General features: G+C 31.2%; 9 protein-coding genes and 1 pseudogene. 5 read left to right on the top strand and 5 right to left on the bottom strand.

The window, feature by feature from the left end:
• The first annotated feature begins 97 nt into the window (after positions 1-97).
• The 5 genes from AC4FQX_RS11735 to AC4FQX_RS11715 all read left to right on the top strand — a co-directional run bounded on the left by AC4FQX_RS11735 (position 98) and on the right by AC4FQX_RS11715 (position 8,310).
• Complete coding sequence (locus tag AC4FQX_RS11735) at positions 98-2,014, top strand: fumarate reductase/succinate dehydrogenase flavoprotein subunit (RefSeq protein WP_491167893.1); 1,917 nt, start codon at positions 98-100, stop codon at positions 2,012-2,014.
• A gap of 48 nt (positions 2,015-2,062) precedes the next feature.
• Positions 2,063-2,809, top strand: a complete 747-nt coding sequence (locus AC4FQX_RS11730) for a succinate dehydrogenase/fumarate reductase iron-sulfur subunit (protein WP_491167892.1) — start codon at positions 2,063-2,065, stop codon at positions 2,807-2,809.
• 754 nt (positions 2,810-3,563) lie between these two features.
• Positions 3,564-5,390 carry an O-antigen ligase family protein gene (locus AC4FQX_RS11725; protein WP_491167891.1) on the top strand — a complete coding sequence of 609 codons (1,827 nt, stop codon included), beginning with the start codon at positions 3,564-3,566 and terminating at the stop codon, positions 5,388-5,390.
• A 387-nt stretch (positions 5,391-5,777) separates the two neighbouring features.
• On the top strand, positions 5,778-6,923 hold the full coding sequence (locus AC4FQX_RS11720; RefSeq protein WP_491167890.1) for a hypothetical protein: 1,146 nt from the start codon (positions 5,778-5,780) through the stop codon (positions 6,921-6,923).
• Between the two features lie 166 nt (positions 6,924-7,089).
• The gene (locus tag AC4FQX_RS11715) at positions 7,090-8,310 is read left to right on the top strand and encodes an RsmB/NOP family class I SAM-dependent RNA methyltransferase (protein WP_491167889.1); all 1,221 of its coding nucleotides are present in this window, start codon (positions 7,090-7,092) and stop codon (positions 8,308-8,310) included.
• Between the two features lie 311 nt (positions 8,311-8,621).
• Here the strand turns inward: AC4FQX_RS11715 and AC4FQX_RS11710 are convergent, their stop codons facing one another.
• The 5 genes and pseudogenes from AC4FQX_RS11710 to AC4FQX_RS11690 all read right to left on the bottom strand — a co-directional run.
• Positions 8,622-10,619 (bottom strand): OmpA family protein, encoded by a 1,998-nt coding sequence (locus tag AC4FQX_RS11710; RefSeq protein ID WP_491167888.1) that lies wholly within the window; start codon positions 10,617-10,619, stop codon positions 8,622-8,624.
• A gap of 16 nt (positions 10,620-10,635) precedes the next feature.
• Positions 10,636-11,547 (bottom strand): PorP/SprF family type IX secretion system membrane protein, encoded by a 912-nt coding sequence (locus AC4FQX_RS11705; protein ID WP_491167887.1) that lies wholly within the window; start codon positions 11,545-11,547, stop codon positions 10,636-10,638.
• 214 nt (positions 11,548-11,761) lie between these two features.
• A complete protein-coding gene (locus tag AC4FQX_RS11700) occupies positions 11,762-12,676 on the bottom strand; it encodes a PorP/SprF family type IX secretion system membrane protein (RefSeq protein ID WP_491167886.1) in 915 nt (304 codons plus the stop codon).
• Between the two features lie 79 nt (positions 12,677-12,755).
• Positions 12,756-14,000, bottom strand: coding sequence for a T9SS type B sorting domain-containing protein (locus tag AC4FQX_RS11695; protein WP_491167885.1), 1,245 nt, complete (start codon positions 13,998-14,000; stop codon positions 12,756-12,758).
• Between the two features lie 491 nt (positions 14,001-14,491).
• Positions 14,492-15,924: pseudogene (locus AC4FQX_RS11690) on the bottom strand (hypothetical protein); the annotation flags it as partial.

The following is a 15,924-nucleotide window of genomic DNA, read 5'->3' as shown; positions in this document are numbered from 1 at the left end:
TATTATGAAATCGCTACTAACAACTAGTTTGTTGCAAACAAACACCAATGAAGATAGGGCGATACCATATGATCATTAAAAAACTATATATTACCATATGAAATTAAATGCAAAAATTCCCACAGGAGCCCTAGAGGAGAAATGGGATCTATATAAAAGTCAGTCTAAACTAGTAAACCCTGCAAACCGTAAAAAATTAGATGTGATTGTTGTAGGAACAGGATTAGCAGGAAGTTCCGCAGCAGCTTCTTTAGGAGAAATGGGATACAATGTAAAAAGTTTTTGTTTTCAGGATTCCGCACGACGAGCACACTCTGTTGCCGCTCAGGGCGGAGTAAACGCCGCAAAGAACTATAAAAATGATGGTGACAGTGTGTATCGTATGTTTGTTGATACTTTAAAAGGTGGAGACTTCAGAGCAAGAGAAGCAAATGTTTATCGTTTAGCAGAATGTTCTCTCAGTTTAATCGATCAGGCAGTTGCACAAGGAGTTCCTTTTGGTCGTGAATACGGAGGTTATTTAAACAACCGTTCCTTTGGAGGTGTACAAGTGAGCCGTACCTTCTATTCCCGCGGACAAACCGGTCAACAGCTACTTCTAGGCTCCTATCAGGCTTTAATGAGACAACAAGCAGCACGAACCGTTTCCATTTTTACCCGTCATGAAATGCTTGATTTAGTTATTATTGATGGAAAAGCAAGAGGGATTATTGCCCGAAATCTTGATACAGGCGAAATTGAAAGACACGCCGCTCATGCAGTAATACTAGCTACCGGAGGTTTTGGTAAAATATATTACCTTTCCACATTAGCTATGGGATGCAATGGATCCGCTATTTGGCGTGCTCATAAAAAAGGCGCCTTAATGGCCAGCCCAAGCTGGACACAGATCCACCCTACCTCTCTACCTCAATCAGGAGATTATCAGTCAAAACTGACTTTAATGTCAGAATCTTTACGAAATGATGGTCGTATCTGGGTACCCTTAAAAGAAAATGATACCCGAAAAGCAAATGACATCCCCGAAGAAGAACGCGATTATTACCTGGAAAGAAGATATCCTGCCTTTGGTAACCTTGCCCCAAGAGATATCTCTTCCAGAGCAGCAAAAGAACGTATAGATGCCGGTTACGGTGTAGGATCTCAAAAAAATGCTGTTTATCTGGATTTCTCAAAAGCCATAAAAGAACAAGGAATCAACAAGATTAAGGAAAAATACGGTAATCTTTTCGATATGTATCGAAAAATAACAGATATTAATGCCTATAAAGAACCTATGATGATCTCCCCTGCCGCTCACTTTTCTATGGGTGGACTATGGGTAGATTATGAACTAATGACTACCATTCCGGGACTTTTTGCTCTAGGTGAAGCTAATTTTGCTGACCACGGCGCAAACAGACTAGGCGCCAACTCTTTATTACAAGCATGTGTAGACGGATATTTTATTATTCCTTACACTTTATCCAACTATTTATCTTCAGAGATACACACCGGAAAAATTAGTACAGATCATCCGGAATTTGCCAATGCCGAACAAAATGTAAATGAACAACTGAATAAACTCTTACAAATCAAAGGAAGCAAAACAGTTGATTATTTCCATAAAACACTTGGTAAGATACTATATAACCAATGTGGTTTATTACGGACTGGAAATGGCTTAAAACAGGCTATTACAGACATACAAAAACTCCGTAAAGAATTCTATGAACAAGTTCGCATTACCGGAGAAAGTGAAGGGATGAATTCCGAACTGGAAAAAGCAGGAAGAGTAGCTGATTATTTAGAAATTGGAGAATTGATGTGTCAAGATGCCCTAACACGCAATGAATCCTGCGGAGCTCATTTCAGAGAAGAATTCCAGACACCAGATGGAGAAGCGTTAAGAAACGATGATGAATTTAGTTTTATTTCAGCATGGGAATGGTCCGGTAAAGATACTGAGGCTATTTTACATAAAGAAACACTCAATTTTGAATATGTTAAGCCAACCGTGAGAAGTTATAAGTAAACTTATAATTGAGTATAGAATTAAAATAATAATTACAAAAAGACACTTATGAAACTACATCTTAAAATATGGCGTCAAAAAAATCGCTCTTCAGAAGGAAAATTAGTTGACTATACATTAGATAATGTAAACCCACATATGTCATTTCTTGAAATGCTTGATACATTAAACGAAAAATTAGTTTTACTTGGCGAAGAAGCAGTAGAATTTGACCATGACTGTCGAGAAGGGATTTGCGGACAATGCGGTGTTATGATCAACGGAATGGCACATGGTCCCATTGAGCATGTTACTACCTGCCAACTACACATGCGTGAATTCTCTGATGGAGAAACGATTGTTATAGAACCTTTTAATAGCCAGGTATTCGCCGTTAAAAAGGATTTAAAAGTAGATCGTTCTGCTTTTGACAGAATTATAGCATCCGGAGGATTTGTCTCTGTAAACACAGGACAAGCCCCTGAAGCAAACAGTATTCCCATTACCCATGAAATAGCCGAAGACTCTTTTGACTCTGCTGCCTGCATTGGCTGTGGTGCCTGCGTAGCAACCTGTAAAAACGGAAGTGCTGCATTATTCACCTCCGCAAAAATTTCTCATTTAGCAAAATTACCACAAGGTAAAGAAGAAAGAGAAAAAAGAGTACTTAATATGGTCTATCAGATGGATATAGAAGGTTTTGGACATTGTTCTAATACTGAAGCCTGCGAGGTAGAATGCCCTCAAAATATATCCGTTCTGAATATTGCCAGAATGAACTGGGAATACAACAGAGCCAGAATACTAAAAAAATAATATATTCTATAAACTATGATAAAGTGATTTTGCTTTATCATAGTTTTATCTTCTCTCTTTTTCTGTTTAAACAATAATTTTGTTTTAAAATTCAAAATATTAATCTTTTTTGGATCAAAATATATCTTAAATTGAAAATTTAGATTGATTACTCCTAACATCTACCTATTTTAGTTATTTTTGCAGAAATTTTTATTAAACTAATAATATCGCATCTATACAAAATCTGATATTAAAACTAAAGAAAACAATGTATTCAATTGATAATAAATTAGATTTCACACCAAAACCTAATCCAAAATTAAAAAGAACTGACTATATAATTCTGGCTATTTTTATAGCTTATTTTACAGTAGATTTTATACCTGTAATGAAAAGTTCTAACATCATTGGTTTACACTATTTATATTTTGCAGTTTTAAACACTCTGGTTGGTATCTATATCCTCTATAATAAATTTGAATCTAAAATTTTAAAAAATACTCCTACAAAACTATATCTATTATTTATAGGAATATGTTGTTTATCTATAATTGTTTCCCGAAACCCCACAGAAAGCTTACTAAGTCTTACTTATCTAATAATTATATTAATTGCTTTTTTAAATTTCAGTATTCTATTATACAATCGTCTTTATTTATTTAATCAACTGGCTGTTATAATTTCAATTAGTGTATTCTTACAGGCTTATACTGTATTAGATAAATCGATGTTACAATTAACAGGATCTAAATTAATGCAGTTTTTAGGTCAAATGAAAGGAAATGCAGGAAATATCAATATTTTAACTTCTAGTTTTAACGTTAAATTACCATTTATAATATATGGGATTTTTGTCTTTAAAAACTGGAGAAAAATATTCTTTATGATAGCACTTGCTGCTGGATCCATTACTATTTTCCTAATCAATGCCAGAGCAGGTCTTCTTGCTTTTACTTTTGAAATACTAATTTTTATAACAGGTTCTATCTTTTTATTTTATAAAGAAAAAAAACACCTTTTAAATCTCTTTTATATTCTTCTTCCAATTATTATTAGTTTCAATATTTCAAATTCAATCTTAAGTAAAACAGAAGTTACCGGTCGTTTTGGATCTGTTGGTGTAGGATTAACAGAGCTTCCCATAACTGAAGCTACTGCAGATGCTTCTACTCAACTAAGACTTCAATTTTGGAAAAATGCTATCCAAATAATTAAAGAAAAACCTTTTCTTGGTTTAGGAACCGGAAATTGGAAAATTGAATCTATACCTTATGAGAAAAGAATTGGAACTAATAGTACAGTTTCTCATAGTTCACATAATGATTTTTTACAAATCATGTCAGAAACAGGAATATTAAATGGAATCATTTATTTATGCATTTTTCTATTTGTTTTTTTTACAAATATTAAAAATATTTTTTCAAAAGAAGAGAATTTATATTCTAAAATGATTAGCCTAATAATCCTATTATCTCTAACAGGATATGTTATTGATGCTAGTTTTAACTTCCCCATGTATCGCCCTACCATGCAATTGTCATTTATTCTCTTTTTAGCACTAAGTGTTGTGAATTCTTATGCTTCTAAAAATAATCTATCAATAAAAGAAGTACCACATTTCAAAAAAATAGGGATCTTAATATTGATCTTAAGCTGTATTACTATTTATTCCTCTTTCCTTGCTCATCAAACTTATAAATGGCTTGCCTTAGTAGATTATAATATTAGAAAAGAAAAGTATTCATTTAAAGCTAAAGATTTAGAAAAAAACATGCCTCTTTTACCAAACATAGATGGTAATACTATTCCTATAACAGAAATAATTGCACGCTATTATATACAAGAGCAAAACTATGACGATGCCTTAAGAAACTTAAAAAAAGCAAAAGAGATTAATCCCTATATAGGAGAAGCAGATTGGTATAAAGCCAGTATTTTATTAAAAAAGGGAGAGATCGATAGTACTTATTACTATTATAAAGAAGCCTTCAACAGAAGACCAAGAAATTCTTCTTATTTTCAAAATGCAATATATTTTGCCGGATTAAAAAAAGACACAGCAACAATATGGAAAATTCACAATGAATATCCAAAAATATTAGAAAACTGGAAACTAACCTCCAAAGCATTATCACAAGCCAACTATAATACTGACAAAACATTAGATTTTATAGATACTGCTTTAACTAAATTTCCAAACGACAGTATTTTATTAGTTGAAAAATACAAACTTTATGTAAAAAAAGAAATAAAAATAAAAAATGAATCTATTATCAAAGCTTATAAATATTTTGATAAAAAAGAATTTAAAGAAGCAATCCCCTACTTTAAAAAAGCAGAATTGGAAGACAAAAATAACTTTCAGATAAAATTAGATTTGGGCGTCTGCTACTTTTTTCTATCTGATTTTAAGACTGCAACATACTATCTAGCTCAAGTAGAACAATCTAAAACTACAAATAATGGAAGAGTAGAATACTTTTTAGGAGTTGCCTATGTTGCTTTAGGAAAACAAACACAAGGATGTAACCTTTTAAAAATTGCAAAAGATAAAAAACTAGATAAAGCTATAGAAATTTATCCAAAAATTTGTAAATAAAACCAAAGAGGAGGTCTCACAACTAAAATTAAGTATATGAGAATTGAATATTAGGGACATAGTCTCCGATAGGAGCCCGAATACTATAAACTAAAAGAGGCTGTTTCGCTAATTGCGAAACAGCCTCTTTTAGTTTATAGTATTCCAAAAGTTATTGCCAAATAAAAAACAATTTGCTTTGTCATCTTATATAATTTAAAATGATAATTAGTAAATATAAAAAGTAAATTTATTTCAATATAACTTATCTTATAAATAACTACACATAAAGATCTTACAAATAAACCATGTTGCTTAAAATTTATTGGCATAGAAATTGAATATTATCTGTTAATACAATTAATTACTAAATTAAAAAGTAGTAACAAAGAATAAAAAACAATATTTATGAAAACTAAAATACTTACACTCATATTATTTTCTTTAACAATAACTTACTCTGCATTTGCACAAGACAGAACTATTGTTGAAGCAAGAAATCAGGAAATTAGTGATAATTTAGACTTAAGAGCTGTTGCTTCTATTTTTGGAGATTCTCGTAATTTAGAGGATTTTGAAAGAAGACTAAACGATCCTAATACACAAATTTCAAATTTAGACTTAAACTATGATAATCAGGTAGATTATTTAAGAGTTGTTGAAGTCGTGGATCGTGGTACTCATTTAATTACAATACAAGCAGTAATCGGCAGAGATTTATTTCAGGATGTTGCAACAATTGAAGTTGAAAAAGGAAGAAATAACAGAGTTCAGATACAGGTCGTTGGAAATGTTTATATGTATGGATCAAACTATATCTATGAACCTGTTTATGTTCATACACCTATAATTTACAATGTTTTTTGGGTAAGAAAATACCGCCCATATTATTCTCCTTGGCATTGGGGACATCGTCCATCTTATTATTATGCATGGACACCTTATTCTCCATACAGATACCGAAATAATGTAAATGTATATATTAATGTGAATAATTCTTATAATTATGTAAATACAAGAAGTAGCAGCAGAGCAGTAACATTACAAAATTCTTATCGTAGAAATGATTACGAAAGACAATATCCTAACAGATCTTTTTCAGAAAGAAATAATAATATTACCAACAGATATGCTTTAAACGAAAATAGAAGAAATAATTCTTCTAACAACACAAATCATTCTAATAACACTTCTTCTTCTGGCAGAAGGAATGCAAATACCAATTATAACAATACTACAGCTCCTATAACCAGAGAAACAAGCTCTTCTTCCGGCAGAAGAGACACAAACACGAATTATAATAGTACAACAACCCCTATTACTAGAGAAACGTCAACTTCTTCCAACAGAAGAAACACAAATACAAATTATAGTAACACGACAACTCGCACCACAAGAGAAACGCCAACTTCTTCTACTAGAAGAAATACAAACACAACAAGAGAATCTTCTGTCAGAACAAATAATAATACAACAAGATCAGTATCTGCTCCAACAACAAGGCCAACTTCTAGTAATAGTAATCGATCTACTACAAATAGTGGCAGACGATAAGACCTGAGTTTTATAAATTATTTAATAAAACACTATCTTTTAGGATAGTGTTTTATTATTTTAAACTATTATTAAAAGAACAAAAGTATAGTTCTTACAGTAAGGTCTGTATCATCTATAAGTTTATAACTAAAAAAAAATTACCTTTGCACTTCAATTACAAAAAATGAGATTACACAGAAATTTAGTTTATACTACTATTGATTCGTTAAATGCTATATTTAATGAAGGTGAATATGCTGATAAAGTAGTAGCAAGAGCCTTAAAAAAAGACAAACGTTGGGGAAGTACAGATCGGAAATTTGTTGCTGAAACCATCTATGAAATAGTCCGCTGGAAAAGATTATATACAGAAATAGCTGATGTCAAAGAACCTTTTGACAGAGATAATCTTTGGAGGATATTTGCTGTATGGGCTGTATTAAGAGGATATCCAATACCAGACTGGAGACAACTTGAAGGAACTCCTGCACGTAAAATAAAAGGACGTTTTGAAGAATTATCCAAAATCAGAAAATACAGAGAATCTATTCCTGACTGGATGGATGAGCTAGGAGTTAAAGAATTAGGTGAGGACTTATGGACTACTGAAATCGCCTCACAAAACCAACAAGCTAAAGTTATTTTAAGAGTTAATACTTTAAAAACAACCAAAGAAAAATTGAGAGCTATTCTAATGGATCTTGATATTGCTACTGAATTTTTAAAAGATCAGCCTAATGCCTTGGTACTAACAGAAAGAGCTAATGTTTTTCTGACAGATGCCTTTAAAGAAGGACTTTTTGAAGTACAGGATGCTTCATCTCAATTAGTAGCCGCTTACTTAGATGTAGAGCCCGGAATGCGCGTTGTGGATACTTGTGCCGGAGCTGGAGGAAAAACCCTGCATTTAGCTTCTTTAATGCAAAATAAAGGGCAATTGATTGCTATGGACTTATATGAAAGTAAACTAAAGCAATTAAAAATACGTGCGAAACGTAATAGTGCTTTTAATATTGAATACCGTATCATTGATAGTACTAAAGTAATTAAAAAACTTCATGAAAAAGCAGATCGCGTTTTAATTGATGCTCCATGCAGTGGTTTAGGTGTTTTAAAAAGAAATCCTGATGCAAAATGGAAACTACAACCTGAATTCATTGATAATATAAAAAAGACACAAGCCGAAGTTTTAGAAAATTATTCTAGAATAGTAAAACCAGGAGGAAAATTAGTATATGCAACCTGCTCTATATTACCTTCTGAAAATCAAGAGCAAATACAGAATTTTCTACAAAATACTAAAATAGGACAAGAATTCACTTTTATAAAAGAAACTAAAGTACTAGCCTCACAATCCGGATTTGATGGTTTTTACATGGCTTTGTTAGAAAGAAAAATAAATTAAATAAAAAAGTCGTCTCAATTTATATTTTGAGACGACTTTTTTTGATATTGTTCTGTCTGAGAACTTATATAATAAAAATAGTAGCAAACTTACGCCTACTACCATTTAAAAAATTATCTTCTTATTTTTATTAATCTTATATATCTCTACCTGTACTTTAAAAAATACTCTAGTACTGATCACGAGATTTTAAATTTAATAAAACTTCATTAAATAAAATCCTGTTGTTTAAGAAGAAAACAACTATTATCTAATATAGATAATAGCTGACCTCTTCATAAAACAATGCTAACAAACGGGAATCTAAATTCTTATTTATTTATTTTAACAATAAATTCTGATCTTCTGTTTAACTGATGTTCCTCTTCTGTACATCTTACCCCTTTTTGACAATCATTTAATAATTGTGACTGTCCATAACCTCTTCCGGTAATTCTACTTGGAGAAACAGCTCCTTCTTTAATAATGTAATCAACAGTAGCTTTAGCTCTTTTTTCGGATAGTTTTAAGTTAAACTCAGGCTTACCTCTACTATCAGTATGGGATCGAACATCTATAGTAACATTTGGATGATGTCTCAATATATCAATTACTTTATCCAATTCCAATTTTGATGATTTTCTGATATTTGCATAGCCATAATCAAAATAAATCGGTTTTAATTTCAGCTTTTTAGTAAGATCATCCCCATCTTTCAATATAACTACTGAATCATCTACAATAACTACTAATTCATTAAACAAGGCAACCGATAGCTCTTTTTCAGCCTGTATTTTCAAACCTTTAACTTCAATCTCATCTTTAGTATATCCATGTTTTTCAAAAACAAAAGTATAATCTCTTAAAGGTGTTAGAGTTACTGAATACTCACCTTTTTCATCTGTAATAACAGTTGTAATCTTCTCTTTTTTATCATTAAGAACAGTCATCTCTACTCCGACAATAGGTGCACCTGAAATGCTATCTCTAAGAACACCTTTAACTTCAGGTCTTAAATCAAATGGATATTCAGGTGATCTTGTCTCTATAAAAGAATAGATATCATCTTCACCAACACCTCCTTCTCTATTAGAGGAGAAAAACCCTTTTTTTGTATCATGATTAAAAATATAACCAAAATCATCACTTGTAGAATTAATCGGCTCTCCTATATTAAAAACATGATATTCTCCTTCCCTGTCTTCTACAGCTGCAAATACATCTAGCCCTCCTAGTCCAACATGACCATCTGAAGCAAAATATAAAATACCGTAATCATCTATATAGGGGAAGGATTCTCTTCCTACTGTATTTACTTTATTACTCAAAGCCTGTAAATTATTTTCAAAAGTACCGTCTTTAGTAATTCCTACAACATAAATATCTGTATTACCAGGCTCATTATCCCTGTCTGACACAAAATAAAGTTTTTTCTCATCAGGACTTAAAGCAGGGTGTCCTGAAGAAAATACGTCACTATTAATCGGATACGGAAGCTCTTCTATATTCCTCCATTTATTTCCTATTTTACGAGCCCTGTAAATTTTAAGTTTATTAATTCCGGAAATATTATCTTTTTTAAGATTTTTATCTAAATAACTATTTCTGGTAAAATAAATCGTTTCTCCATCTTTAGTAATAGCAGGCGTACTTTGATGAAGTTTTGAATTAATATCTCCTTTTAACCGAACAGGTTTTGATAAATTCCCATTTGCATTAACAGCTGAAAATAATTTCAAAAAAGGCTTTTCATTCCAGCTATGATTACGCTTCACAAATATATTAGAACGACCTGAACTAGTATAAATAACACTTTTATCTCCATTAAATACAATACCAAAATCTGAAGAAGGAGTGTTTATCCCTACCTGAGCAATAGTATATCTACCTGATTGTTTATTAATACCATCTTTTGCTGAAGCAATATCCCTTATTTCATCACTTTTTCCTGTTTGACCAATAGCGCTATAATAAAGCTCTATCATTTTTGAAGCTTCTGTATAATTCTCTACTGTTTTTAAACATTGTGCATATCTATAATAGTATTCCGGAGCAAATGGCTCTTTCAGGTTAATCAAGTCAGAATAAACTTTTAACGCTTCTGAATAATTCGAATTAAAATAATAAGTATCTCCCAGTTTAGCATATATTTCTGCTGAAATATGACCATTTTTTATTAATTCTCTATATAATTTATTAGCTTTCAGAAAAGAAAAATCTTCATATCTTGCATTTGCTTTGATCAATTTTTTATTTTCCTTTTGTGAATAAGTAAAATTACTTATTAATGAAAAAACAAAAATTAGCACTAAGTTTTTACGAATCATCATTTAGTATAATTTAATATTAGAAAAATCTTGGTGTTAACATCCTACTTTTTGAAGAAGCAATAAGTTCAAATCTTAAGAAAATCTCATGAGATCCTGAATTATATTTTCCTAAATTATGAGTGTCATAATCATAAGCATAACCGATATGTAATCCTTCTGTAATCTGAAATCCAGCTAAAGCACTTACTGCAGCATCCCATCTATAGGCACCCCCAATGGTAAACTTATCACTAAATAAAAAATTGGCAGATAAATCAAATTTTAAAGGTGCGCCATTAACTGCTCCAATAAGAGTTGCCGGTTTAAATTTAATATCTTCACTTAAATCAAAAACATAACCTCCCATTATATAAAAATGCATTTTTTCGGAAGCAACCGATCTTTTTACATCATCATAAAATTTAGTTTCTAAAATATTTGGAACAGAAATTCCTGCATACCATTTCTCTGAATGAAGATAGACTCCTGCACCGATATTTGGAGAAAATTTATTAAGTACCCCTTCCATATTTGGATCCGGATCAGTAAGATTCAGTTTATTATAATCTACTCTCATTGCATTCCCTCCACCTCTTATACCTAATGATAAAGTCGTACTATAAGATATTGGTAACGCATAAGCATAATTTACATTAAAGCTAGTTTCATCCGAAGGACCTATCTGATCGTTTTCAATACTAATTCCCACTCCATCTCCTCTGGAATTTATAGGAGTATGAGCAGAAAAAGAGGCTGTCTTTGGAGCACCGTCTAAACCTATCCATTGGGTTCTGTATAATCCCAAAACACTAATGACACCCCTTGTTCCTGTATAACCGGGATTAATACTCATTGTGTTATACATATATTGTGTATACTGTGACTCCTGTTGTGCATATAGCTCAGAAACACTTATAACAGCAAATAGTATTACTATAATCTTTTTCATCTATATTTTTATTATTTTGAACATTATAAATATTTCTTTAGTAACCTATAATTCAATAATAGTTATTCTATTATTTTATAGAATCAAACAAGTTTATAAATACCTTATATTAATTTCTAAAAAAGAATTACCTACTACGTAAAATAGACTCCTTTTATCTATATTATACATACAAACCTTGGTAAAAACAAGAGAATTCTTCAAATAAAATTTACTAGAAATATCTAGGGCAATTACAACTAGATTTTCTAACCGTAGACATAATTTCAAATCGTAAGAAAATTTCATGAGATCCTGAATTATATCTTCCTAAATCATGAGTATCATAATCATATGCATAACCGATGTGTAATCCTTCTGTAATATTAAAGCCAGCTAAAGCACTTAAAGAAGCGTTTACTCTATAGGCAGCACCTAAGGTAAACTTATCGTTGAAATAAAAATTAGCTGATAAATCAACTGATAAAGGTGCTCCGCTAACGCTCTTTATAAGAGTTGCCGGTTTAAATTTAATATCATCGGTTACATCGAAAACATAACCTCCTATAAGATAAAAATGCATCTTTTCGGAAGCTACCGATCGTTTTATATCATCATAAAATTTAGTTTCCAAAATATTTGGCACGGAAAGACCAACATACCATTTTTCTGTATAAAGAAAAGCTCCTGTGCCAATATTTGGAGAAAATTTACTTAAAACTCCTTCTAACTGATTATCTGGTTCATAAATAGTAAGCTTATTATAATCTACTTTCATTGAGGTTCCGCCTGCTTTGATACCTAAAGATAAAATAACATTATTACGCAGATGCAAAGCGTATGCATAACTAACACCAAAAGTGGTTTCATCTGCAGGACCAATTCGGTCATTCTCAATTGTTAATCCTAAACCATCACCTTTTGGATTAATCGGAGCAGCTACAGAAACGGAAGCCGTTTTTGGAGCACCGTCCAATCCCACCCATTGGGCTCTATATAATCCCAGTATACTAATCGCATCTCTTGTTCCTGTATAACCGGGATTAAGGGTCATTGTATTATACATATACTGAGTATACTGTGATTCTTGTTGGGCGTATAAAGAGGGTAGTCCAACAATAATAAATAGTAAAACTATAACTTTTTTCATCTTCTTTCTTTTTGAAGATCATAGAATACCAAACAAATTGAATCCTACAAAACTTCCCCAAACATTCAAATTAATCAATCTAATTGACATACAGATAACCTGTTTTATCTTTTCTTTTACCTCCCGGAGTTTTATACTCCAAAACATAAAAATAAGTACCTGTAGGCAATTTTTCTCCTTTATTAACGGTTCCATTACCTTCTGAAATACCTCTAAACCAATTTCCGTTTATACCATACCCCGAAGTTTTGAATATTTTTGATCCCCAACGATTATATATTTCCAAAGTATTATTCGGAAAACTCTCCAATCCTTTAATATAAAAATAATCATTTATACCATCTCCATCAGGCGAAACTCCATTATAAACTATAATATTATCCTCTACATCATCATTTAGCACTCTTGCTAGCGTAAAAATGCCATAACCTTTAATTGCTGCCGTTACTGTCTTATTGGCAACATCTACCACACTTTTTTCTATAACCCAAATTCCTTGAGAAGCATCCCATCTAACAATCTTTAAGGATGTCCCTTCTTTCTTTTTAAGAACTTCCGCTGAAGTAGTCCTTAAATCCCAAGTAAGAGATAAAGCTATATCGGGTTCTGCAACAGAACTTGTTTTATTCCAATATTCCTGATTGTCAATAAAATCTATTAACGGATCTCTTTTAGAATGTAAATGCGGAGCAATATCTGAACTCTCATTAAAATATTCACTTTCATGCAAGTGCTTTTCTAAAGAAGAACCAACTACTCTTGATGGTCTATAAAACCCATCTTTATCTCCTGTAGGAAAAACAAATTCATCATCATTATTCACATCCAAATTATCAACTCTCCCTTGTATATAACTAACATCTGAAGCATGACTGTGAGTAGCTACTTTTGTAAAAGAAAAAACTCCTCCTTTTTCTATTTCATTATGCACAATACCATTCCTAAATTCTACATTTCCTGAAACAGTAATCCCTGCTTCCGTAAGATTAGACCCTGGATTTTGAAATAATACATCCTTAAACTCAGTAGATCCTGTTCCTGAAATTTCTTGAATTTTTTCTCCTATAAACCGAGTATAACCTGGGTTTTCAACATCTTCTTTAATAAAACTCACTACTCCATCATTCTTAAAATCATAATGAAAATATACATCTCCATCGTTTATAAATGATCCGGTATTCTTAAAGTCTGCAATAATAGCTACGGGCGTATTCAGACTAATATAAGCATCTCCTTCATTGATTACCTTAATCTGTGCAGAAATATTACAAACTATTAATAAGAATGTAAAAAGTAATAATTTTGGCTTGAATACTATTTTCATATAAAATATTTATTATGTTTTTTATTAAAGAGGGAGAGCTCCCCTCGTTTTCATTAAAAAGTAAATCCCAATCCATCTTTAATATCAACTTTACTCTCCCTTTTAAATAGTCTTTTTAAAGAATAGTTTTAAATTCTATTTCCTTTTAAAGACATTAATTAAAAAATTATATTATTAATTTTATTAATATTTATTTTAACGAACAATGTAAATAATCACCTATAAAAATATTCGGCAAACAAATTGCAATTTCTAAGTGATTCTAAAATCATTATAACTAATAATCCTAATCTCCTAAAACAAATACTACATGATAAGTTTCTTAATTTACCAAACTTATATGATAAAATTTTTATCATATAAACTCGTATTCTATCTCTTTTTATTTATTCTATTCATTCTATATTTAGTTTGAATAAAATTAGATAATAAAATACGAGTTTTTTAATTTAATATTTCAGTAAAACTAATCAGTATTAATTCTCTAATAATTACATTTTTTCTAAAAGCAACTTTTCCATTCTGTCCATTCTATCTTTAAGCTCTTTCAACTCGTTGTCTTTTGCATCAATTAATTTTTGTTGCTCAATTACGTGTAAATATAGCTCTTCAATTTTTTCTAATGACTGAATAGATAACTCAGTTACATTGAAAGAATATCCTTCTACTGTTTTCTCTAATTCATGAATTGGTGTAATACCTGGTAAATGTTTATTAGTTCTAATGAATTGATCCACCTGATCTAATGATTTAAATTTATAATCAACTTTTAATTCCGATGATCCTTCAAAATAATCTTCAAAAACATAATCCGCATAGTAGCTATTTGTTGTTACTATTGCTCCACCTACTCTTAATTTCTCATTAGAAACAATTGTTGCTGGTTTATCAACTCCAATACCAACCCAACCTTTAGCCCACATATCTCCATTTTGTTCAGTTGCCGGTACATTTGTAGTACCTGCTTTAACCCATGGCTCTTTCACTAAAGAAGTAATATCTATCCTAGGATTATCTCCTTTCTCATTTATATATTCTAAATAAGTATTAGTAGCATCTACCTTTAATTCTGTCCTAGTTTCAGCACTCCTAGCTACATCCTTAAGGTTTATAACCTGTGGATCTCCTTTCTCAGGATAATAGGTTAAAGTAGGAGTAACGGTATTAAGATCAGATTCCAATTTAGTTACTGTTTCTTTATCACCTACTAAATCTTTAATCTCAATTGGGTTAACATTCCCTTTCTCATCTTTATAAGTTAGTGTATATACTGTAACATCCACGTCATTTTCATCTTTTCCTACACTAGTAGCAACTTTTAACTCCGTTAAAGCTTCTTTTCCTTTAAGAATATTTGTTACTTCAGAACTATTCAATATTTCACTCGCATTATGGATTACATCAGAAATAACATCAATAGTAAATCCATCTGCTCCCTCTTTTATTGCTTTTTCACTGAAATACTTATACTTACCTTTCTGCCCTTCAATATAGGTAAGAGTCTCGGATGCTTTAACAAGCTTATTGATCTGATTAACTATCTCAGAACTATTAGCGATTTCATTTAGAATCTCTGTACTATTAGTAATAGCTCCTCCTATTTCGGTACTGTTATTAATATTATTAACTACATCAGCAATTACATCAATAACAAATGGTAAAGCTTTTTTATTCTCATTGAAATACTTATACATACCGTCTCGTCCGCCGTTTTCAATACGGGTAACAGTTTCAGATGCCTGAACAAGGTTTGTAATCTGATTAATGATCTCTGAACTATTTGCGATTTTGTTAATGATATCAGAATTATTAACGATCTCGTTAGCAATCTCTGTACTATTCTTAAGGTTGTTAACGACATCTGCAATTACATCAATGATAAACGGTAAAGCTCCTTTGTTCTCATTGAAATACTTATACATAC

Source organism: Flavobacterium sp. AK-301 (assembly GCF_058310215.1).
The sequence above is the reverse complement of the archived record's forward strand: the minus strand, read 5'-3'. Positions and strand labels throughout refer to the sequence as shown.